The organism is Janthinobacterium sp. BCJ23, assembly GCF_059617945.1.
Genome location: NZ_JCAQAW010000005.1, coordinates 164,797 through 185,520, shown reverse-complemented (window position 1 = coordinate 185,520; position 20,724 = coordinate 164,797). Strand labels below are relative to the sequence as shown.

Annotated in this window: 20 protein-coding genes; 11 read left to right on the top strand and 9 right to left on the bottom strand. The window is 63.1% G+C overall.

Annotation, left to right across the window (positions count from 1 at the left end; all coding sequences use genetic code 11):
• Window positions 1-48 precede the first annotated feature (48 nt).
• Together hemA and AC54AG_RS17750 are read right to left on the bottom strand one after the other, a co-directional pair.
• Window positions 49-1,323 carry a glutamyl-tRNA reductase gene (hemA, locus tag AC54AG_RS17755; protein WP_338680358.1) on the bottom strand — a complete coding sequence of 425 codons (1,275 nt, stop codon included), beginning with the start codon at window positions 1,321-1,323 and terminating at the stop codon, window positions 49-51.
• Window positions 1,324-1,403: 80 nt separating this feature from the next.
• Window positions 1,404-2,093, bottom strand: coding sequence for a response regulator transcription factor (locus AC54AG_RS17750; protein WP_034752882.1), 690 nt, complete (start codon window positions 2,091-2,093; stop codon window positions 1,404-1,406).
• A gap of 168 nt (window positions 2,094-2,261) precedes the next feature.
• On the opposite strand from AC54AG_RS17750, the gene AC54AG_RS17745 reads away from it, so the two are divergent.
• Window positions 2,262-2,765 (top strand): hypothetical protein, encoded by a 504-nt coding sequence (locus AC54AG_RS17745; RefSeq protein ID WP_070304453.1) that lies wholly within the window; start codon window positions 2,262-2,264, stop codon window positions 2,763-2,765.
• A 3-nt stretch (window positions 2,766-2,768) separates the two neighbouring features.
• Here AC54AG_RS17745 and minE read toward each other — a convergent pair whose 3' ends face one another.
• From minE to metE, 4 genes are all read right to left on the bottom strand, one after another.
• On the bottom strand, window positions 2,769-3,020 hold the full coding sequence (minE, locus tag AC54AG_RS17740; protein ID WP_034752886.1) for a cell division topological specificity factor MinE: 252 nt from the start codon (window positions 3,018-3,020) through the stop codon (window positions 2,769-2,771).
• A 1-nt stretch (window position 3,021) separates the two neighbouring features.
• A complete protein-coding gene (minD, locus tag AC54AG_RS17735) occupies window positions 3,022-3,837 on the bottom strand; it encodes a septum site-determining protein MinD (protein WP_034752889.1) in 816 nt (271 codons plus the stop codon).
• Window positions 3,838-3,874: 37 nt separating this feature from the next.
• Entirely contained in the window at window positions 3,875-4,624 is a 750-nt protein-coding gene (gene minC, locus AC54AG_RS17730; protein ID WP_086137425.1) for a septum site-determining protein MinC, read from the bottom strand.
• Window positions 4,625-4,848: 224 nt separating this feature from the next.
• Window positions 4,849-7,170 carry a 5-methyltetrahydropteroyltriglutamate--homocysteine S-methyltransferase gene (metE, locus tag AC54AG_RS17725; protein WP_496631124.1) on the bottom strand — a complete coding sequence of 774 codons (2,322 nt, stop codon included), beginning with the start codon at window positions 7,168-7,170 and terminating at the stop codon, window positions 4,849-4,851.
• Between the two features lie 118 nt (window positions 7,171-7,288).
• On the opposite strand from metE, the gene AC54AG_RS17720 reads away from it, so the two are divergent.
• The 5 genes from AC54AG_RS17720 (at window position 7,289) to AC54AG_RS17700 (ending at window position 12,698) form a co-directional block, all read left to right on the top strand.
• On the top strand, window positions 7,289-8,197 hold the full coding sequence (locus tag AC54AG_RS17720; protein WP_219328547.1) for a LysR family transcriptional regulator: 909 nt from the start codon (window positions 7,289-7,291) through the stop codon (window positions 8,195-8,197).
• Window positions 8,198-8,326: 129 nt separating this feature from the next.
• Complete coding sequence (gene phaP, locus AC54AG_RS17715) at window positions 8,327-8,812, top strand: TIGR01841 family phasin (protein ID WP_051991330.1); 486 nt, start codon at window positions 8,327-8,329, stop codon at window positions 8,810-8,812.
• Between the two features lie 213 nt (window positions 8,813-9,025).
• Window positions 9,026-10,204 (top strand): acetyl-CoA C-acetyltransferase, encoded by a 1,179-nt coding sequence (locus AC54AG_RS17710; protein ID WP_034752893.1) that lies wholly within the window; start codon window positions 9,026-9,028, stop codon window positions 10,202-10,204.
• A gap of 211 nt (window positions 10,205-10,415) precedes the next feature.
• Window positions 10,416-11,156 (top strand): acetoacetyl-CoA reductase, encoded by a 741-nt coding sequence (phbB, locus tag AC54AG_RS17705; protein ID WP_034752894.1) that lies wholly within the window; start codon window positions 10,416-10,418, stop codon window positions 11,154-11,156.
• 117 nt (window positions 11,157-11,273) lie between these two features.
• A complete protein-coding gene (locus AC54AG_RS17700) occupies window positions 11,274-12,698 on the top strand; it encodes a hypothetical protein (protein WP_496631123.1) in 1,425 nt (474 codons plus the stop codon).
• Here AC54AG_RS17700 and AC54AG_RS17695 read toward each other — a convergent pair.
• Window positions 12,635-13,255, bottom strand: a complete 621-nt coding sequence (locus tag AC54AG_RS17695; protein ID WP_230516964.1) for a LysE family translocator — start codon at window positions 13,253-13,255, stop codon at window positions 12,635-12,637. The two genes, AC54AG_RS17700 and AC54AG_RS17695, sit on opposite strands and share 64 nt — an antisense overlap.
• Window positions 13,256-13,407: 152 nt before the next feature.
• On the opposite strand from AC54AG_RS17695, the gene AC54AG_RS17690 reads away from it, so the two are divergent.
• The 4 genes from AC54AG_RS17690 (at window position 13,408) to AC54AG_RS17675 (ending at window position 15,977) form a co-directional block, all read left to right on the top strand.
• Window positions 13,408-13,890, top strand: coding sequence for an Lrp/AsnC family transcriptional regulator (locus tag AC54AG_RS17690; protein WP_034752896.1), 483 nt, complete (start codon window positions 13,408-13,410; stop codon window positions 13,888-13,890).
• A gap of 78 nt (window positions 13,891-13,968) precedes the next feature.
• The gene (pip, locus tag AC54AG_RS17685; protein ID WP_496631122.1) at window positions 13,969-14,925 is read left to right on the top strand and encodes a prolyl aminopeptidase; all 957 of its coding nucleotides are present in this window, start codon (window positions 13,969-13,971) and stop codon (window positions 14,923-14,925) included.
• Window positions 14,926-15,037: 112 nt separating this feature from the next.
• On the top strand, window positions 15,038-15,478 hold the full coding sequence (locus tag AC54AG_RS17680; RefSeq protein ID WP_034752898.1) for a DUF2721 domain-containing protein: 441 nt from the start codon (window positions 15,038-15,040) through the stop codon (window positions 15,476-15,478).
• Window positions 15,479-15,521: 43 nt separating this feature from the next.
• Entirely contained in the window at window positions 15,522-15,977 is a 456-nt protein-coding gene (locus tag AC54AG_RS17675; protein WP_034752899.1) for a hypothetical protein, read from the top strand.
• Between the two features lies 1 nt (window position 15,978).
• Here the strand turns inward: AC54AG_RS17675 and AC54AG_RS17670 are convergent, their stop codons facing one another.
• On the bottom strand, window positions 15,979-16,560 hold the full coding sequence (locus tag AC54AG_RS17670; RefSeq protein ID WP_254671738.1) for an SRPBCC family protein: 582 nt from the start codon (window positions 16,558-16,560) through the stop codon (window positions 15,979-15,981).
• A 160-nt stretch (window positions 16,561-16,720) separates the two neighbouring features.
• Here AC54AG_RS17670 and AC54AG_RS17665 point away from each other — a divergent pair, with 160 nt between their 5' ends.
• Window positions 16,721-18,766, top strand: a complete 2,046-nt coding sequence (locus tag AC54AG_RS17665; RefSeq protein WP_496631121.1) for a 2,4-dienoyl-CoA reductase FMN-binding domain-containing protein — start codon at window positions 16,721-16,723, stop codon at window positions 18,764-18,766.
• Window positions 18,767-18,823: 57 nt separating this feature from the next.
• On the opposite strand, the gene AC54AG_RS17660 is transcribed toward AC54AG_RS17665, so the two are convergent.
• Window positions 18,824-20,536, bottom strand: a complete 1,713-nt coding sequence (locus AC54AG_RS17660; protein WP_496631120.1) for a cation:proton antiporter domain-containing protein — start codon at window positions 20,534-20,536, stop codon at window positions 18,824-18,826.
• Window positions 20,537-20,724 lie beyond the last annotated feature (188 nt).

Below are 20,724 nucleotides of genomic sequence, written 5' to 3'. Positions count from 1 at the left end.
CGGCAGGCGGGCAGGGGTGGCCGCGCGCGGGCGGCCAGCGGGGCTGCGCTAACGGCGGGGGCGGAACAGTTTTGGCAACAGGGTGACCAGCTGCTTGCGCTCGTCGCCTTGCGCGTGGTGCAGCGCCTGCTGCGGGCCGTGCAGGAACTTGGCCGTCAAGCCTTTCGACAGCGCTTCGAGGACGGCATCGATGTCGGCGCCCTTGGCCAGCATCTTGCGCGCCCGTTCCACTTCCATCAGGCGCAACGATTCGCTGTTTTCATGCAGATGCTGGATGACGGGCACCATGGCGCGGTCGTCGACCCAGCTCATGAACGACTGCACGCGCGTCTCGATGATGGCTTCGGCTTGCGCCACGGCCGCTTGCCGGCTTTCCAGGCCCGTCTGCACGACCTTGCCCAGGTCGTCGACCGTGTACAGGAAAATGTCGTTCAAACGGCCCACTTCCGCTTCGATGTCGCGCGGCACGGCCAGGTCGACCATGAACATGGGCTTGTGGCGGCGTGCCTTGATGGCACGCTCGACCAGGCCCAGGCCCAGCAGCGGCAACGATGAGGCCGTGCACGAGATGACGATGTCGAACTGGTGCAGCTGCTCGGGCAAGTCCGCCAGGCGGATGGCCTTGCCGTTGAAGCGGTGCGCCAGTTCCTCGCCCCGCTCCATGGTGCGGTTGGCAATGGTGATGCTTTTCGGGTTTTGCGCCGCAAAGTGCGTGGCGCACAGTTCGATCATTTCGCCGGCGCCGATGAACAGCACGTTCTGCTCGGCGATCTTGTCGAAGATGCGCTGCGACAGGCGCACGGCGGCGGCCGCCATGGATACGCTGTGGGCGCCGATTTCCGTGCTGCTGCGCACTTCCTTGGCGACGGAAAAGCTGCGCTGGAACAACTGGTGCAGATACGTGCCCAGGCCGCCCGCCTCGTCGGCCGTGCGGATGGCGTCCTTGATCTGCCCGAGGATCTGCGTTTCGCCCAGCACCATCGAATCGAGCCCGGAGGCGACGCGGAAGGTGTGGCGCACGGCATCGTGCTGCGGCAGCATATACAAGTGGGGGCGCAGCTCGCTGTAGTTGAGCTGGTGGTAGTCGGCCAGGAAATGCGCGCCCGCGTCGAGCGGATTGGGCACGTGGCTGGCCGCATACAGCTCGGTACGGTTGCACGTCGACAGGATGGCCGCTTCGTCGTTGTCGCGCAAGTCGATGCGCTGGAACCAGGTACGCGCCGCCATCACCGCCGAACCCAAGTGCTCAGGCGCAAACGCCAGCTGTTCGCGAAGCGACACTGGGGCGGTGGTATGGTTGAGGCCGACGGCGAGCAGTTGCATTTCAGGGCTGTTGGGGTGACTTATGCCGACATTATAGCGCTTTGTGCCCGCGCTTTGAGCAGGTCAGCCGTTGCCGCCATTCAGCCGCCCAGTTTTTCCAGGCGATAACCGTAGCTGTAGACGGGCACGAGCCGGTAGCCGTGTTCCGGTTTCAGCTGCAGCTTGTTGCGCACGCGCGAGACGTGGGTATCCATGGTGCGCGAAGGCAGGGCCGTGTCGCGCTGCCACACGGCTTCGTGGATATAGGCGCGCGACAGGGGACGGCCCAGGTTGCGGAAAAACAGCAGCGCCAGGGCGAATTCCTTGTGCGTCACGTCGAGCACTTCGCCATCGCGCAGCAGGCGGCCGGGGCGGGTTTCAAACGTGTAGGACCCGAATTGCAAGTATTCGGCGCCATTCTGGGCCGGGTAGGCCACGCGCAGCAGCGCCTGGGTGCGCAAGGTCAGTTCGCTGCGCCGCAGGGGCTTGATCATGTAGTCGTCGGCGCCGGCCGTCATGCCCGCCACCACATCGTCTTCGCCGGAACTGTTGGTCATAAACAACACGGGCGCCTTCGGCGCCAGTTTTTCGCGGGCACGGCGCAAGACTTCCGCACCGTCCAGATCGCTCACATGCCAGTCGAGGATGAGCATGTCGCAACTATCCTTGCGCAGTTGCCCCAGCATTTCCTTACCACTCTGAAACTCGTGGCAAGCGTGGCCGGCGGCGGTGAGCACCTGGCAGATCAGCTCTGCCTGGCTATGGTCGCTATCGAGTACGGCAATTCGCATAATTGGCTGGAGTGTGTAGCAACAAACAGACGGTCTGCTCTGCTTATCGTAATGTTAAGGAATGCTCAAGTGAAATATAACAGAGATTGCAACTGTGTCCAGTGAAATCGGAGGGCAGAGCCTTTACGTTACACTTGTTCATCTACCCCCTACTGTGGAGAAGCGGCCATGCCAGACAAGAGCACTACCGATTGGACACTGATACCGGCCAGTCGTGCGGAAATCGAGCAAGTGCGCGAGCGTTGCCGGCGCCTGGTGCAGCGGCGCGCGATGATGTCGGCGGGCGCCTCGGCCATTCCCATTCCCGGCGTCGACCTGATGTCCGACGTAGGCCTGTTTTCCATGCTGATCAACGATATCAACCACGAATTCGGCCTGACGCCCGAGCAGATCGAGCGCCTGAACCCGCAGTTCAAGATGATGGCCTACCGCGCGGCGGTGGGCATGGGTGGCATGCTGGTGGGAAAGCTGGTGTCGCGCGAACTGATCCTCCACCTGCTCAAGCGCAGTGGCGTCAAGATAGCCACCAAGCAGGTGGCGCGCTTCGTGCCGTTTGCCGGCCAGGCGGTGGCGGCAGCCATCGGCTACGCCGTGTTCCGCCAGATCGGCAACCAGCACGTGAACGCCTGCGCCGCGGTGGCGCAGGAATTGCTCACGGTCAGGCCGGATTAACTATTACGCGTCCGGCAGCACCACGTTGACGTCGAGCACTTCCAAGTTGCCCTGGCGGTCCAGCGAAATCTTGATGTCGTCGGCGTTGACCTTGGTGTACTTGGAAATGACGGCGATCAATTCCTTGTGCAGGGCGGGCAGGAAGTCGGGACCATCGCGTCCGCTGCGTTCGCGGGCGATGATGATCTGCAGGCGTTCCTTGGCCGCGGTGGCCGTCTTCGGCTTGGGGGGGAAGAGGAAAGAAAGCAAGGCCATATCACTTCGCCCCAAAAATGCGCTGGAGTAATCCAGGCTTTTCATAGTTGGTAAAGCGCAACTCGACTTCTTCGCCGAGGAAACGCGAGACCACGTCTTCATAGGCTTGCGCCACGTCCGTGCCCGTGAAATGGATGGCCGGGTTGCCCTGGTTCGAGGCGGCCAGCACTTGCTCCGATTCCGGAATGATGCCCACCAGCGGGATGCGCAGGATTTCCTGCACGTCCTGGTAAGACAGCATTTCATCCGATTCCACGCGTTTCGGCGAGTAGCGGGTGATCAGCAAATGTTCCTTGACCGGCTCGCCGCCCGTCTGCGCGCGGCGCGACTTGGCTTGCAGGATGCCGAGGATGCGGTCCGAATCGCGCACCGACGACACTTCCGGGTTGGTGACGATGATGGCTTCGTCGGCGAACGTCAGCGCCATCAGCGCGCCGTGCTCGATACCGGCCGGCGAATCGCAGATGATGAACTCGAAACCCATGTTGATCAGGTCGTTCAACACGCGTTCCACGCCTTCTTCCGACAAGGCATCCTTGTCGCGCGTCTGCGACGCGGGCAGGATGAACAGGTTGTCGCAGTGCTTGTCCTTGATCAGGGCCTGGTTCAGCGTGGCCTCTTTGTTGATCACATTGATCAGGTCGTAGACGACGCGGCGCTCGCAACCCATGATCAGGTCGAGGTTACGCAGGCCCACGTCGAAGTCGAGCACGGCTGTCTTGTGGCCGCGCATGGCCAGGCCAGTGGAAAAACTGGCGCTAGAGGTCGTCTTGCCGACACCGCCCTTGCCGGACGTCACAACAATAATTCTTGCCACAAATAATCCTTTTCAGATATCTCTTGAATTGTGCAGCTTAAGAGCGGTTCACGGGAGTGACCGGATTGACAGAGTGTATATCGATTCTGTCTCCAGCCAAACGAATTTGCGCGGGTCCGCGCGCCATTTCTGCGGGGAAACCATCCTCGAACGTGCGGTACACGCCGGCGATCGAGACCAGTTCCGGTTCCATCGCCAGCGCGAAGATGCGCGCCTGGGGATTGCCCGAGGCGCCGGCCAGCGCGCGGCCGTACAGCGAGGAGTACACGTGGATGCTGCCGTCGGCGATGATTTCGGCGCCATTGTTGACGACGGCAGTGATGATCAGGTCGCAGCCGCGCGCATAAATGCGCTGGCCGGCCCGCACGGGCGTGTCGATCACCATCACCTGGGCGTCGGCGCCCGACTGGGCCGCCGCCGTGGGCGTATCCTTGGGGCCATCCTTGGGCGGCGCATCGTCGCGCGTCTTGCCGCTGTCGAGGCTCAAGCCTTGCGCGAGGATGGCGTCATGCATGTCGGCCGGCGCATTGCGCACGGCCACGGCATTCAAACGGTATTTTTTCAGCAGGGCCACGAGGGCGGCCCAGTCGATGGGCACGCTGCCGGGCGGCAAGGCCGCCACGTCCAGCACGGCCAGGTCGTCCTCGAAAAAGTCGGCCACGCCTCCCGTCATGTCGCGCAAGGCGGCATCGAGGGCCTGTGTATCGGCGCTATGCATGATGGCGGAGACAGCAACGACGGTGGAAATCTTGATTTCGATAGGCTTCTGCGACGGGCTTTTGGACATAAACATTTATCAAAGTGAAACTGCGGCAGGCCAGATGTTCCGTACGGCAACAATGGAAGCAGTAAATTTCTTGCATTCTACTGCAAAAAAATCGGCGTCAGGGGCCTGGCGCATGCTATTCCGCAGGGCAACACCTACTTCATGTCAAAAAAAACGGACGGCGCCCCGGAAAACCGGTGCGCCGCCCTGAAAGCAGCCCTGCATGCGGCCTGGGTCGGCTTATGTCATGCCGCCGCGCGCATCTGCCGCGCCGCCGCGACCATATTCTTTAAAGCCGCTTCCGTTTCCACCCAGCCCCGCGTTTTGAGGCCGCAGTCCGGGTTGACCCATAAATGGGCCGGTGGAATCACGGCGCTGGCTTTTTGCAGCAATGCCACCATGTCGGGTGTCGAGGGGATACGCGGCGAGTGGATGTCGTACACGCCGGGGCCGATTTCGTTCGGATACTGGAACTGGCCAAAGCCCGTCAGCAACTCCATGTCCGAGCGGCTTGTCTCGATCGTGATCACGTCGGCATCCATGGCGGCGATCTGCGGCAGGATGTCGTTGAACTCGGCATAGCACATGTGGGTGTGGATCTGCGTCGCGTCGCTGACGACGGACGCGGCGATGCGGAAGGCGCGCGTGGCCCAGGCCAGGTAAGTATCCCACTGGCCGCGGCGCAGCGGCAAGCCTTCGCGGATGGCCGGCTCGTCGATCTGGATGATGCCGATGCCGGCCGTTTCCAGGTCGGCCACTTCGTCGCGGATGGCCAGGGCGATCTGCAGCGCCGTGGTGGCGCGCGGCTGGTCGTCGCGCACGAACGACCATTGCAGGATCGTCACCGGACCCGTCAGCATGCCCTTTACCGGTTTATGCGTCAGGCTTTGCGCGTGCACCGTCCAGGCCACCGTCATGGCGGCCGGGCGCTGCACGTCGCCGTAGATGACGGGCGGCTTGACGCAGCGCGAGCCGTACGATTGCACCCAGCCGTAGCGTGTGAAGACAAAACCGTCCAGCTGCTCGCCGAAATATTCGACCATGTCGTTGCGTTCCGCTTCGCCATGCACGAGCACGTCCAGGCCCAGCGCTTCCTGGCGGCCCACGGCGTGGGCGATTTCGGCGCGCATCTGCTGTTCGTAATCGGCGATGGCCAGTTCGCCGCGCTTGAAACTCGCGCGGGCGGCGCGGATGGCCGTTGTCTGCGGGAAGGAACCGATGGTTGTCGTGGGGAAGTCGGGCAGTTGGAAACGCGCGCGCTGCACGGCCTGGCGCAGCGGGAAGCTGGAATCGCGGCGGTCCACGGTGGGCGTGAGCGCTTGCAGGCGCTGCGCCACTTGCGGGCGATGCACGCGGGCGCTGGTACGGCGGCCGGCAATGGCCTGACGGGAAGCGGCCAGTGCGCTGTCATTAGGATGGCCTGTGAGCGCGCCCTTGAGGATGGCGATCTCCGCCAATTTTTCCGTGGCGAACGCCAGCCAGGTCCGGATCTCACCGTCGAGCTTCGTTTCCGCTTCCAGACTGAACGGCACGTGCAGCAAGGAGCACGACGGCGCCAGCCACAGCTGGCCGTTGCGCTTGGCCGCCAGCGGCTGCAGCACGGCCAGGGCCGCGTCAAGGTCGGTGCGCCAGATGTTGCGGCCATCGACGATACCGATCGACAAGACTTTATGCGCGGGCAGCCAGTCCGTCACGCTGACCAGTTCATGCGGCGCGCGGATGCCGTCCACGTGCAGGCCGGCCACGGGCAGGCGGCAGGCCAGGCTGAGGTTTTCTTCCAGCGGCGAGAAATACGTGGCCAGCAGGATATTGATACCTACCTGGTTCAGCTGCCAGTAGGCGCTCTCGAAGGCGCTGCGCCACGCGGTGGGCAAGTCCAGGCCCAGGATCGGTTCGTCGACCTGCACCCACGCCACGCCTTGCTGTTTCAGGCGGTCGAGCAGGGCGCCGTAGACGGGCAGCAATTGTTCCAGCAGGGAGAGGCGGTCGAAGCCGTGTGTCTTTTCCTTGCCCAGCCACAGGAAGGTGAGGGGGCCGATCAGGGCCGCCTTGACCTGGTGGCCCAGCGCCTGCGCTTCGGCCACTTCCGCCAGCAGGCGCTCGCAAGCGAGAGAAAACTGGGTCTGCGGCGACAATTCGGGCACCAGGTAATGGTAATTGGTGTCAAACCACTTGGTCATTTCCAGCGCGGCAGTGCCTGCGGCGTGTGCAGGGTGCGCATGGCCGCAGTCCGCGTGCTCCGCATGCGTGCCGGTCTCTGCACCGCGCGCCATCGTGAAATAGCGCGCCAGCGGCGACTGCTCCGGCGTGAAGCTGAAACGGGCCGGTTCGCAGCCCAGCAGCTGGATATGGTTGGCCACCTGGTCGTAGAAGGCGAAGTCGCCCACGGTAACGTAGTCGAGCCCTGCATCGCGTTGCAGCGCCCAGTGGCGCGCGCGCAATTGCTGGCCCGTCGCTTCCAGCGCCGCCTCGGTCAGCTCGCCGCGCCAGTGGCTTTCCAGTGCCAGTTTCAGTTCGCGCGCGGCGCCGATACGGGGAAAGCCAAGAATGTGGGTACGAATGGTCATGATGTCATCGAGATTTAATGTGAATGCGCTAGAGTGTGCGGCAACTTGGTCTATAATCAAAACGAAACATTTTGACGAATAACATGAAAATAATTCACGTACAGCCACCAATTTCCCGATGCTAGAAATCCGCCACCTGCGCACCCTGAGTGCCCTGCGTTCGTCCGGCAGCCTGGTGCGCGCCGCGCAGCTGCTCAACCTGACCCAGTCGGCCCTGTCGCACCAGATCCGTTTGCTCGAAGAGCGCTATAAGGCGCCCTTGTTCGAGCGCAAGTCGATGCCGATCGCCTTTACGGCCACCGGCAGCCGGCTGCTGGAGCTGGCCGACAAGCTGCTGCCCGAGATCGAACTGGCCGAGCGCGACGTGGCGCGCCTGTCGCAGGGCGACCAGGGACAGCTGCGCGTGGCGCTCGAATGCCATACCTGCTTCGACTGGCTGATGCCCGTGATGGATGCGTTCCGCCAGCGCTGGCCGGAAGTGGAAATCGATCTTGTTTCCGGCTTTCACAGCGAACCGGCCGACTTGCTGCGTTCGGGCGAGGCGGACCTGGTCATCGGTTCGCCGTATGGCCCCGATTTCACCGTGTTTCCCCTGTTCCGCTTTGAAATGCTGGTGGTGATGGCGCAGAAGCACCGGCTGCAGGCGCAGCGCCGGCTGGCGGCGGCCGACTTTACGGGCGAGACCTTGATTACCTATCCCGTACCGGAAGAGCGCATCGACCTGATCCGCGAAGTGCTGCGGCCGGCCGGCATCCAGTTCGAGCGCCGCACGGCCGAATTGACGGTCGCCGTGCTGCAACTGGTGGCGAGCCGGCGCGGCATCGCCGCCTTGCCGAACTGGGCCATCAAGAATTACGTCGATTACGATTATGTGGTGGCGCGCCCGGTGGGCGAGCATGGCCTGTGGAGCGACCTGTATGTCTCCGTGCCCGACCATCTGCAGGACAAGGCGTATGTGCGCGATTTCGTCAGCGTGATACGCGAGCAGTGCGCGGCCTCGCTCGATGGTATCAAGTTGTTGTCTTGATCAACGTTGAGTTGGAAACAAACCAACAGCAAAGCTTGATAAATATCAAGGTTCAGCAATGAACCACCGCTTACAGTTGAGCACTGTGCGGCGCAACATGGCGCTGCCTACTCTTTGGGGAGGAACGACATGTTTTCATTTTCCGAACAATGGGCACTGGCCGGCAAGGCCGTGGTGGAAGCGCAGTTGATCAGCGCGCAAGCGTATGCCCAGGCCGCCGTCGACAGCGGCGCCAGCGTGCTGGACTTGCAGCTCGATGCGGCCCGCGCAGCGCTGGCCGCCGCTACGGTGGCGGGCAATCAGCTGCTGTCCGTGAAGGACCCGCAAGCGCTGCTGCAACTGTCGCGCACGCAGTCGCAACTGGCCATCGAACGCATCGGTGCATATGGCCGCCAGGCAAAGGATGTTGCCCAAGAAACCCAGGAGAAATTCGAGACTGTGACAAAGGGTGAGTTTGCTGCATCGCGTCAAAAATTTGGCGAGCTGTTGCAGGTGGTAAAGCAAACCCCCGTACCCCTGATTATTCCCTTCAATAATTTTCTAAAAACCACTTTCGGCAGCGCAGATGAAGGGTATGATAAAAATAAAAACACGCGTCCTGCGCGCCAGGCGTAAGCGTTTTGCGGCCCGGCAGCGGCTATCCGCCGCGCCTGGCCGCCCGCCGCCACCGCAAGCAGGCTGTCATCGCCGCCGCCTGCGGTGCGGCGCTGGAACTGCGGCGCATGCCGCGCTAGAATGAAACGCAGCTTGCTGTGTCTTCCCGGATTCTCATTGGATTCTATTAACACCTTGACCTTGGCCCTCGTGGCCTGCATATCGGAGAAATAAATGGATGATGTCGTAATCGTGGCCGCTGGCCGTACCGCAGTCGGCAAATTCGGTGGCAGCCTGGCCAAGATTCCTGCGTCCGAACTGGGCGCGCATGTAATCAAGGGCTTGATGGCACAAACCGGCATCGACCCGAACCTGATCGGCGAAGCGATCCTGGGCCAGGTGCTGACGGCCGCCGTCGGCCAGAACGCCGCGCGCCAGGCCGTCATCAAGGCTGGCCTGCCCAGCGCCATCCCGGCATTTACCATCAACAAGGTTTGCGGCAGCGGCCTGAAGGCCACGCACCTGGCGGCGCAAGCGATCAAGTGCGGCGACGCCAACATCATCATCGCCGGCGGCCAGGAAAACATGAGCGCGTCGCCGCACGCGATGAACGGCTCGCGCGACGGTTTCCGCATGGGCGACTTCAAGATGATCGACACCATGATCGTCGACGGCCTGTGGGACGTGTACAACCAGTACCACATGGGCATCACGGCGGAAAACGTCGCCAAGAAATACGAAGTAACGCGCGCCGAGCAGGATGAATTCGCGCTGCAGTCGCAACTGAAGGCCGAAGCGGCGCAAAAAGCGGGCAAGTTCAAGGATGAAATCCTGCCGCTGGAAATCGCCAACAAAAAAGGCACCGTCGTCTTCGACAGCGATGAATACATCAAGCCCGGTTCGACCCTGGAATCGCTGTCCGGCCTGCGCCCCGCGTTTGCCAAGGACGGTACTGTCACGGCTGGAAACGCCTCGGGCCTGAATGACGGCGCCGCCGCCGTCATCATGATGTCCGCTTCGCAAGCGAAAGAACTGGGCTTGAAGCCGCTGGCACGCATCAAGGCTTATGCATCGTCGGGCCTGGACCCTGCCGTCATGGGCATGGGCCCCGTCTCCGCATCGCGTCTGTGCCTGAAAAAAGCCGGCTGGACGCATGAAGAGCTGGACCTGATGGAAATCAACGAAGCGTTTGCCGCGCAAGCGATTGCCGTCAACAAGGAAATGGGCTGGGATACGAGCAAGATCAACGTGAACGGCGGCGCGATCGCCATCGGCCACCCGATCGGCGCGTCCGGCGCGCGCATCCTGGTCACCCTGATCCACGAAATGATACGCCGCGACGCCAAGAAAGGCCTGGCAGCACTGTGCATCGGCGGCGGCATGGGCGTTGCTTTAGCGATCGAGCGGGATTAAGTAGCTGGCACCGCACCCAAGCTACTGCGCGGCGCGCTTTGCGGCCTGCGATGCTCACCGTGCTAGAGCACGGTTGCGCTTCTTAGCCACAAATCATCGCCGCTCGCTACGCTTGGATACGGTGCGGTACGGCGCTGTGGTTCAACGGTTGTGGACTACTTTCACTAAATAATTAACTTTTTAGCAACAGAACGACACTGAGGGGATGAAAATGGCAAGAGTTGCATTGGTAACTGGTGGCATGGGCGGTCTGGGCGAAGCGGTGTGTTTCAAGCTGGCGGCCCTCGGCTATCGCGTGGTGACCACATATTCCCCAGGCAATCCGAAGGTCGCGGAATGGCTGGCGACGACGAAGGACATGGGCTATGACTTCAAGGCGTATCCGTGCGACGTGGCCGACTACGATTCGGCGGCTGCCTGCGTGGCGGCCGTGGAAGCGGAAATCGGTCCTGTCGACGTGCTGGTGAATAACGCCGGCATCACGCGCGACATGACGTTCAAGAAGATGGACAAGCCGAACTGGGATGCCGTGATGAGCACCAACCTCGATTCCGTCTTCAACATGACCAAGCCTGTCTGCGACGGTATGGTGGAACGCGGCTGGGGCCGTATCATCAATATCTCGTCCGTCAACGGCCAGAAGGGCGCCTTCGGCCAGACCAACTATTCGGCCGCGAAAGCCGGCATGCATGGTTTCACCAAGTCGCTGGCGCTGGAAGTGGCGCGCAAGAACGTCACCGTCAACACCATCTCGCCAGGCTACATCGGCACCAAGATGGTCATGGCGATTCCACAGGAAGTGCTCGACAGCAAAATCATCCCGCAAATTCCGATGGCGCGCCTGGGCAAGCCGGAAGAAGTGGCCGGCCTGGTCGCTTACCTGGCTTCCGATGAAGCCGCGTTCGTCACGGGCGCCAACATCTCGATCAACGGCGGCCAGCACATGTCGTAATCGTTGTTGAGGTAAAACAGAAAGACAGCTTCGGCTGTCTTTTTTTATGCTTGCCAGCAAAACAAGGGGATGGCCGGATTTGCCTTAGAATCAGCATTTCTCCACTGCATCATTTCCATGACCCTTGTTTCCGCCTTGCGCCGCGCCAGCGTGGCCGCCATCCTTTTCCTGGGCGCCAGCGCGGCCCAGGCCAGCGTCGCGTTCCACGTCACGGTGACTACCGAGCGCGTCAACAAGCCCGGCGTGAAAACCAGCCTGCCCGCACGCACTACGCAGGAAAGCGATGTCGTGCTGGGCGAACATTACCTGAGCGTGCGCGATGGCAAGGCCTTGTCCGTGTTGGACTTTGCCACTCGGCGCCGCCACGTCATCGATATGGCGGCGTCCACCTACGACACGTATTCGCTGTTCGACGTGGCGGGTTTTCGCGTCGTCGAGCTGCGCCACCGGCAGGGGATCGCCGGCATGTTGAAGGCGGGCGGCCTTGAGCAGCACGCAACACCGCCTGTGTATGAGGAACAAGCCTTGTCGGTGCTGGACAACAAGCGGCGCGGCGCGCTGCTACCCCAGGTGCTCGACGGCGCCGTGCTGTGGTCGCTCGACGGACACCCCCTGCTGCGCCTGGGCATTGCCGGCAGCCCCGTCAGCGGCGACGACGCGACGGCGTTTGCCCAGTACTTGCGCTACAGCTGGGGCGGCCATCCGCTGGTGCTGAAGCTGCTGGCCGACGGCCAGCGCCTTCCTGCCGACTTCACCTTGCATTACGAGGAAGTGGGCGGCAAGGTCGCGCGCCATTTCCGCATCAACGCCATGACGGCGGGGGCGCCCGCCACCTATTCGCTGGCCGCCTACCGGCCCCGCCCGCTGGCGGCCGATGCACCGCCGCTCGAACGGGTGCTGGCGCAGGCGGCGCTGTTGCCGCCGTTGAGCCCCCAGGCGCATCCCGCGCTGCGGGCCGAGGCGGAAAAGCTCTTTGCCGCGGAAAAGCCCTTCGAAGCTTTCTTGACCATGCTGGAAGACCATTTTTCCACGGGCGCGCTGGTCGAAAAACTGTCGCTTCAGCAACAACGGGCCATGCAGGAATGCCAGCCCATCCACGATTTGACGCGGGGATTGCAGGTCAAGGACAAGGAGGGCATCGCGGACGCGCTGGCCACCGTGCAGGAATTGAGGAAGCAAACGGGGCTGGAGCAGCCCGTCCTGGCCTTGTTCGAGGGGAATTTGCGCGCCAAGCTGGGACAATGGCCGGAAGCGACGGCCTTGTATCTGCAAGTGCTGCAGGCAAAGCCGCAGATGGCGGCCGTGTATCAGGATCTGGGCGACGCCCTGCTGGCGCAGTTCGATGCGCCGAATGCCTGGCGCAGCTGGGATGCGGGCCGGGCCATGGCGCCGTCGCTGCGGCAATTTCGCAAGGTCAACGACCTCGAGCGCAGCCTGCTGAACGATTATCCTGCCTTCTTTGCCGACGCTAAAGCAGTTCAGCCCAGCACCAGCCGTCCGGCCAGCAGCACGAAGACGGACGGCAGCACGAACTTGCCATAGGGCGAAGGCTTGCCGCGCAGGCGGCGCGCCAGGCGTGCGGCCAGCACGGCGTAGATGGCGTCGAACAACAGGCCCATCAGCACCAGGACGGCGCCCAGGCGCAGGTATTGCATGCCGACCTGCTCGCTGCCGGCGACGAATTGCGGCAGGAACATGCTGCAAAACAGCAGTGCCTTCGGATTGAGCAGATTCGTCAGGAAGCCGCGCACCAGGCTGGCACGGGCGCTGTGCGCCGTGGCGGGGGCCGCTTCTTCCGGCGCCGTTTTGCTCGACAGGGCCGACTGCAGCAAGCGCAGCGCCAGGTACAGCAGGTAGGCGGCACCCGCCCATTTGACCCACTGCAAGGCTTGCGGATGCGTCACCATCAATGCCGCCAGGCCCGCGCCCGACAGCGCCACGTGGACGGCGCGCGCGCCGGCGATGCCCACGGCCGTCACCAGCGCCGTGGCCACGCCGCGCGCGGCGCCCGTCGCCAGCACCAGCGCCATGTCGGGACCCGGTAATAAAAAGGCGCCGGCCAGTGCCAGCAAGTACATCAGGAAGGTAGAATCGGACATGGGCCAGTCGAAAAGAAAGCGGGAGCATGCGCACGGTGCAGCCTGCTCGCCGGGCCCCATTATGTTCTTGCGGCGATGAAATGTGCTTGCTTTTCCTGCCCTGCATGCCCTAGTATTCGGGTAGATTCCACTCGTATAAAAACAAAAATTAGATGAAAATTTCAGAAGTTAGCCTCGACGCCACCGATTTGCAGATACTCAGGCTGTTGCAGGATGAAGGAAGGCTGTCGAATGCGCGCCTGGCCGAGCGCTTGAAACTGAGCGAAACCCCCGTCTGGCGCCGTCTGCGCCGCCTGGAAGAGGAAGGTTTTATTACCGGCTACCAGGCTTTGCTCAACCGCAAGAAGCTGGGCATCGGCCTGGTCGCGTTCGTACGGGTCGTGTTTGCCAACCATGGCGGCGAGCAGCCGTCGCAGTTCGAACAAGCCATCGCGACGATTCCCGAAATTCTATCCTGCCACAATGTGGCGGGCGAAGCTGATTATTTCCTGCAAGTGGTGGCGCGCGACCTGGAAGCGTATGGCGAATTCGTCTCGACCGTGCTGCGCCGCCTGCCTGGCGTGGCGGAAATCCAGTCCAGCCTGTCGATGCGCGAAATCAAGTCGTCGAACCGCCTGCCTTTGCTGCTGGCCTGAGGCGCCGGGCGCGCACTATAATTGGAACAGTTGCCAGGACTCGTGCCTGGTGCCCTGACCGCCACTCCAAGGACCGCCATGCCCGATTCCCTGTCTCCTTTGTTCCCCGCCCTGTCGCCGAACCGGCACGGCATGCTGGCGGTCGATGACATCCACACCATTTATTGGGAAGAGTGCGGCAATCCCGACGGCATTCCCGTGCTGTTCCTGCATGGCGGCCCGGGCGCGGGCCTGTCGCCGCAGCACCGCCGCTTTTTTGACCCGCAGCGCTACCGCGTGATCCTGTTCGACCAGCGTGGCGCCGGCAAGTCCACGCCGCTGGGCGAATGGCGCAACAACACGACGCAGTTGCTGATCGAGGACATCGAACGCTTGCGCGCCCAGTTCGGCATCGCCCAATGGCTGGTGTTTGGCGGCTCCTGGGGCTCGACCCTGGCGCTGGCGTATGGCCAGGCGCATCCTGATGCCTGCCTCGGTTTCGTGCTGCGCGGCATTTTCCTGTGCACGCAGGCGGAAATCGACTGGTTCATCGAGGGCGTGCGCTGGTTCTATCCGGAACTGTACGCGGAATTTGCCGCGCCGATACCGCCGGAAGAGCGGGGCGACCTGCTGGCGGCCTATGTGCAACGCATCCTCAGCAGCGATCCAAACGTGTACTGGCCGGCCGCGCGCGCCTGGAGCCGCTTCGAAGGCCGCCGCGTCTACCTGATGCCACAATCGGAAGATGCGCCGAACGATGCGCTGGACCTGGGCGTGGGCCGGCTTGAATCGCATTACATGGCCAATCTCGGTTTCTTCGAGGAAGACCAGCTGATCCGCAACATGGGACGCATCGCGCATTTGCCGGCCGTTATTGTGCAAGGACGCTACGACGCCATCTGTCCGCCGCTGTCGGCCTACCGCCTGCAGCAAGCATGGCCGGGCGCGCAGCTGGAAATGATACCGGACGCGGGCCATGGCGCGCTCGAGCACGGCATCGCTTCGGCGCTGGTACGCGCCACCGAGCGCTTCGTACCGGGACGCGGCTTCGCATGATCTTGCAACATGCCGGTTGGCAAAGCGGCCAGCCGGCGTGCGCCACCTGCTACACTATGGCCTGTGCTGGCGCCACGGTCGGGCGCCGGTGTGAACCCACGACTTTTTATCCATGAACATACAGATCGGCGACATCGGCCATATCATCCAGCTGGCGATTGCGCCGGTTTTCCTGTTGACCGGTATCGGCACCATGCTGGTGGTGCTGACCAACCGCCTGGGCCGCATCATCGACCGCACGCGCGTGCTGGAAGACCGGCTCGACATCGGCTACAACGATTTCTATATGGATGAGCTAGATACCCTGTATCGGCGTACCCATCTGATCAATTATTCGATTTCGCTGAGCACGGCGTGCGGTTTCTTCGTCTGCGTCATCATCGCCATGCTGTTTTTGGGCGATATTCTGAACCTGACCCTGGACAGATACATCGCGGCCTTCTTTGTGCTGGCCGTGATTTGCCTGATCGGCTGTTTTATTTATTTACTGCGCGAGATTTATCTGGCCGCGACGGCCCAGCGCATCCGGCGCCATATCCGCCCGCCACGTTAAGCGGCGCGCCGGTTTTACCCTACTATTGAAGAACGAGTCCAGCATGCACGATTACAAACGTCCCCCCACCCTGCACCGCTACGGCCAGCGCAGCGAACTCGAGCTGGCGTTGAGCCTGGGCCAGTTTCGCCTGGCGCCTGCGGGCAATTGTTTGACCCTGAGCTTTTCGCAAGTGTGGGACAAGCAACTGTTCGACCTGTTCGCTCCGGCCGACGCTTGCCTGATCATCCACAATACGGAAGAATTCGGCGAACGCCTGCACCGCGCCGTGCAGCGCACCTTGCCCAGCTGGGCCGGCATCGATGGCCTGGTCGAATACGGCCAGCGCGCCGCCCTGGGCGCCGCCTTTACCAAGACGCGCGCCGAAGCGCCCGAGCAGGAATGGCTGTTCGCCTGGCGCTCGATGCAGCCGCAGGCGAGCCTGAATCCCGTCACGGTGAAGCTGGGCAGCCTGGAAAACTTCGCGGAAATCCGCGACCGCGATACCTACTTGGCGTAATTCAGCTGGATTTGTCAGCGTACTGGCTGTCGATGCGGGCCAGCACGGCGGCCATCATGCGCTCGATATCGCCGCGTATCATGGTCGTGCCCAGCATGCCGGGCACATAGAAGCCCGGCATCAGCCGGCTGGAAAAGACGATGCGCGTGCCGCCCGTCTCGGGCACGGGATACAGATTCCAGCGCGATTCGTAATGCCGCATGTCGCCGGAGATCAGGGCGATGTCGATGGACGTCAACGGCGTTTCCGTGGCCCGCACCACCAGATGGATGGGGTGGTTCATGAACAGGAAGCGCGCCATGCCCTGCTGCTCGATGATGACTTCATTGCCGTTGCGCGACAGCACGCGGCAGGAGCTGAGGTCGGGCACGAATTCACTCATGCGCTCGTAGGTGGTCAGGGTCTTCCACACGGACGCCGGCGGCGCCTGCACGCTGGCGCTGGCATCGACTTCATACATGCGCTGCCCGTCGACCTCGATGCGCTTGACCTCGACCTTGAGCTTGTCCAGGCGTATCGCCTGTGCCAGCGCGGTAGCGGGGACGGCGCACAGCATCAGCAGGCAGAGGAAGAGTCGCTTCATGCCAGCTAGCCTACGGGAAAGTACCGCCCGGCACAAGCTGTACCCATCGCCGGCCGCTGCGCCGGGCGATTTAGAACTCCCGGTCTAGAGAAAGTCGCTGCGGCGATCGGCAATGCTTGCTACCGTACGGCCTGCAACCACTTCTACCGGACCGATCACCATGACTGCCTATCCCCATCTGCTGGCCCCGCTCGACCTGGGTTTTACCACCTTGCGCAACCGAGTCATCATGGGGTCCATGCACACGGGCCTGGAAGACCGCTTTTATCATTATGGCAAGCTGGCCGCGTTTTACCGCGAACGGGCGCGCGGCGGCGTGGGGCTGATCGTCACGGGCGGCATCTCGCCGAACCGCCAAGGCTGGCTGCTGCCGTTTGGCGGCACCCTCAATTTCCTCGGCGACGTGCCCAACCACCGCAAGGTGACGCGCGCCGTGCACGAGGAGGGCGGCAAGATCGTCATGCAGATCCTGCATGCGGGCCGCTATGGCTATCAGCCGTTCGTCGTCTCGGCGTCGGCCAAGAAATCGCCGATCTCGCCATTCCGTCCCCGTCCCTTGAGCGAGCGTGGCATCGAACGCACGATCTGCGACTATGTGCGCTGCGCGCGCCTGGCGCAAAAGGCGGGCTACGACGGCATCGAAGTGATGGGCAGCGAAGGATATTTATTGAACCAGTTCCTGTGCGCGCGCACGAATCTGCGCCAGGACCGCTGGGGCGGCAGCATCGAGAACCGCATGCGCCTGCCCGTCGAGATCGTGCGCCGCATCCGTGCCGCCGTCGGCCCCAGCTTCATCATCATGTACCGTCATTCCTTGCTCGACCTGGTCGAAGGTGGCAATACCTGGGATGACGTGGTGACGGTGGCCAAGGCGCTGGAGCACGCGGGCGTGACGATTTTGAATACGGGCTTCGGCTGGCATGAAGCACGCGTTCCCACCATCGTCACCTCGGTGCCGCGCGCCGCGTTCGCTGCCGTGGCGGGCCGGCTGCGCCGCGAAGTGACGATTCCCGTGGTGGCGTCGAACCGCATCAACATGCCGCACGAAGCCAACGCCATCCTCGAGCGGGGCGACTGCGACCTCGTGTCGATGGCGCGCCCGTTCCTGGCCGACCCTGATTTTGTCGCCAAGGCGGCGTCGGGACGCGCCGACGAAATCAATACCTGCATCGGCTGCAACCAGGCCTGCCTCGACCACACGTTCGCCAACAAGCGCGCCAGCTGCCTCGTCAATCCGCGCGCCTGCCATGAAACGGAACTCGTGTACGCGAAAAAGGCCGTGCCGCGCAAGGTGGCTGTCGTCGGCGCGGGCCCGGCCGGCCTGTCGGCCGCCTGCGTGGCGGCCGAATGCGGGCATACGGTGACCCTGTTCGACAGCAGCGACAGCGTGGGCGGCCAGTTCAAGGTGGCCATGCAAATTCCTGGCAAGGAAGAATTTACGGAAACCATACGCTATTTTGCGCGAAGGCTGGCGCTGCTGGACGTCAAGCTGCACCTGGGCGAGCGCGTGACGCGCGAGCAATTGCTGGCCGGCGGCTACGACGACGTCATCGTCGCCACCGGCATCAAGGTGCGCTTGCCGGCCATTCCCGGCATCGACCATCCGAAGGTGCTGTCGTACCTCGATGTGCTGCAAGCCAAGAAACCGGTGGGCGCGCGCGTGGCCATCATCGGCGCGGGCGGTATCGGCTTCGACGTGGGCGAATACCTGTTGCACGACCCGGCGCATCCGCTGCCGCAAGCCGTGGCCACCTGGGCGGGCGAGTGGGGCGTAGACCTGAACGCGGCGACCGGCGGCGGCCTGGTGCCGCCCGTGGCGCCCCATCCCGTACGGCAAATCTTCCTGTTGCAGCGCAAGACGTCGAAAGTGGGCGCGGGGCTGGGCAAGACGTCGGGCTGGGTGCACCGCGCGGCGCTGGCGAGAAACGGCGTGGCCATGCTGGCCGGCGTAACGTACGACAAGATCGACGAGCAGGGCTTGCACATCACCGTGGGCGGCGAGCAGCGCCTGCTGGCGGTGGACAACGTGATCATCTGCGCGGGCCAGGACAGCCTCACGGAACTCATGCCGCCCGTCGGCAAGGATGGCAAGCCGCTGGCGTCGGGCGGTCCGCGCTTCCATAAAATCGGCGGCGCCGCGCTGGCGGCGGAACTCGATGCCAAGCGGGCGATACGCGAAGGGGCGGAGCTGGCCGCCAGCCTGTAAAAAGAAAGCCTGCCGGCTGGGTAGCGGGCAGGCTTGCTGGACGGAAAGGGCGCTTGCTTAATGCCCGCCATGCCCCTTCTTCGCCGTCTCAAAACTCTGCAGCACGTGCTCGGCCATGCCATTGGCCAGTTCGTGTTCGCCTATGAAGACCTTGCCCGCGTTTTCCGCGCGCAGCAATTCCGCCTCTTCCTCGCTATGCGTGCGCACCACCGTCAGGATGGCGGGGTTCAGCGCGCGCGCCGTCTCGATCATGGCGCGCACGTGGAAGGTGTCGGGCGTGGCGATGACGAGCATGGTGGCGTGCGTGATGTGCGCCTGGATCAGCACGGCTGGTTCACCCGCATTGCCGGCCACGGCCGGGATGCCCTGCTTGCGCAACTGGTCGACGATTTCGCGGTTTTCCTCGGCTACGACAAAGTGGATGCCCCGTTCCATCAGGGCGGCGGCGATGCGCCGGCCCACGCGGCCATAGCCGACGAGCACGATCTGGCCCGACAGTTTTTCCTGCGGCACCGTCATCGGCAGCTCGGCCAGCGGGTCTGTCGTGCGTTCGAACTTGCGGGCGAAATCGCTGTTGTTCATCACGCGCAGCAGCGGCTTGGCCATGCTGAAGACGAGCGGGTTGAGGGCGATCGACAGGATGGCGCCGGCCAGGATCAGGCTTTGGCCTTCCTGCGGCATCAGGCCCAGGGACAGGCCCAGCGCGGCCAGGATGAACGAGAACTCGCCGATCTGCGCCAGGCTGGCCGAGACGATGATGGCCGTTTTCGGCGGATAGCGCAGCGCCATCACGAGCAGGAAGGCGGCAATCGACTTGCCGAAGATAATGATGGCGCACACGGCCAGCACTTGCAGGGGCTTGTCGATGAGGATATTCGGCTCGAACAGCATGCCGACGGAAACGAAGAACAGCACGGCGAACGCGTCGCGCAGGGGCAGGGATTCTTCGGCGGCGCGGTGACTCAGTTCGGACTCGCGCAGCACCATGCCGGCGAAGAAGGCGCCCAGCGCGAACGACACGCCGAACAGCTTGGTCGAAGCGTAGGCGATGCCGACGGCGGCGGCGATCACGCACAGGGTAAACAGCTCACGCGAACCGGTGCGCGCCACTTGCCACAAAATCCACGGAAACAGCTTGCGGCCGACGACCAGCATGAAGACGATGAAGCCGGCCACTTGTCCCAGGGTCACGGCCAGGGTTTGCCACAGGCTGACGGCCTCGGCATCCGGCGCGACCTTGCCGCCCAGCACGCCGGCAAACGCCGGCAGCAGCACGAGCACCAGTACGGTGACGAGGTCTTCCACCACCAGCCAGCCGACGGCGATGCGGCCATTCAGGGAATCGAGGATGCCCCGTTCTTCCAGCGCGCGCAGCAGCACCACGGTACTGGCCACGGACAGGGCCAGGCCAAAGATCAGTCCGCCACCGAGCGTCCAGCCCCACCAGTGGGCCAGGCCCATGCCCATCGCCGTGGCGACGCCGATCTGCAGGACCGCGCCAGGCAGCGCGATCTTGCGCACGTCCCACAAATCTTCGATGGAAAAGTGCAGGCCAACACCGAACATCATCAGCATCACCCCGATTTCCGCCAATTGTCCCGCTATTTCCGCATCCGCCACGAAACCGGGTGTGGCCGGTCCGATGATGATGCCGGCGGCCAGATAGCCGACCAGTGCCGGCAGTTTCAGGCGCGCGGCGATGAAGCCGAAGATAAGGCCGAACCCGAGGGCGGCGGCGATGGTGGTGATCAGGCTGATGTCATGGGGCATGCGTGTGGGGTTCCTTATGGGGACGTGCGGGTAGAAAAAGATGTTGCTCAGCGACCAAGTATAAACGCATCAAAGCCCCTGCCGGAAAATTTCCTGCGGCTTTATTGCAAAAAACCTGTGCTATATCTTCGTCCAGGTGGCCACGAACGCATGCCTATCCACCTTGAACATCGCCTAATTCAGGAGTC

Excerpts from the sequence above, each read along its gene's own strand:
- hemA (WP_338680358.1), bottom strand. The coding sequence starts at position 1,323 with ATGCAACTGCTCGCCGTCGGCCTCAACCATACCACCGCCCCAGTGTCG.
- AC54AG_RS17750 (WP_034752882.1), bottom strand. The coding sequence starts at position 2,093 with ATGCGAATTGCCGTACTCGATAGCGACCATAGCCAGGCAGAGCTGATC.
- AC54AG_RS17745 (WP_070304453.1), top strand. The coding sequence starts at position 2,262 with ATGCCAGACAAGAGCACTACCGATTGGACACTGATACCGGCCAGTCGT.
- minE (WP_034752886.1), bottom strand. The coding sequence starts at position 3,020 with ATGGCCTTGCTTTCTTTCCTCTTCCCCCCCAAGCCGAAGACGGCCACC.
- minC (WP_086137425.1), bottom strand. The coding sequence starts at position 4,624 with ATGTCCAAAAGCCCGTCGCAGAAGCCTATCGAAATCAAGATTTCCACC.
- metE (WP_496631124.1), bottom strand. The coding sequence starts at position 7,170 with ATGACCATTCGTACCCACATTCTTGGCTTTCCCCGTATCGGCGCCGCG.
- AC54AG_RS17720 (WP_219328547.1), top strand. The coding sequence starts at position 7,289 with ATGCTAGAAATCCGCCACCTGCGCACCCTGAGTGCCCTGCGTTCGTCC.
- phaP (WP_051991330.1), top strand. The coding sequence starts at position 8,327 with ATGTTTTCATTTTCCGAACAATGGGCACTGGCCGGCAAGGCCGTGGTG.
- AC54AG_RS17710 (WP_034752893.1), top strand. The coding sequence starts at position 9,026 with ATGGATGATGTCGTAATCGTGGCCGCTGGCCGTACCGCAGTCGGCAAA.
- phbB (WP_034752894.1), top strand. The coding sequence starts at position 10,416 with ATGGCAAGAGTTGCATTGGTAACTGGTGGCATGGGCGGTCTGGGCGAA.
- AC54AG_RS17700 (WP_496631123.1), top strand. The coding sequence starts at position 11,274 with ATGACCCTTGTTTCCGCCTTGCGCCGCGCCAGCGTGGCCGCCATCCTT.
- AC54AG_RS17695 (WP_230516964.1), bottom strand. The coding sequence starts at position 13,255 with ATGTCCGATTCTACCTTCCTGATGTACTTGCTGGCACTGGCCGGCGCC.
- AC54AG_RS17690 (WP_034752896.1), top strand. The coding sequence starts at position 13,408 with ATGAAAATTTCAGAAGTTAGCCTCGACGCCACCGATTTGCAGATACTC.
- pip (WP_496631122.1), top strand. The coding sequence starts at position 13,969 with ATGCCCGATTCCCTGTCTCCTTTGTTCCCCGCCCTGTCGCCGAACCGG.
- AC54AG_RS17680 (WP_034752898.1), top strand. The coding sequence starts at position 15,038 with ATGAACATACAGATCGGCGACATCGGCCATATCATCCAGCTGGCGATT.
- AC54AG_RS17675 (WP_034752899.1), top strand. The coding sequence starts at position 15,522 with ATGCACGATTACAAACGTCCCCCCACCCTGCACCGCTACGGCCAGCGC.
- AC54AG_RS17670 (WP_254671738.1), bottom strand. The coding sequence starts at position 16,560 with ATGAAGCGACTCTTCCTCTGCCTGCTGATGCTGTGCGCCGTCCCCGCT.
- AC54AG_RS17665 (WP_496631121.1), top strand. The coding sequence starts at position 16,721 with ATGACTGCCTATCCCCATCTGCTGGCCCCGCTCGACCTGGGTTTTACC.
- AC54AG_RS17660 (WP_496631120.1), bottom strand. The coding sequence starts at position 20,536 with ATGCCCCATGACATCAGCCTGATCACCACCATCGCCGCCGCCCTCGGG.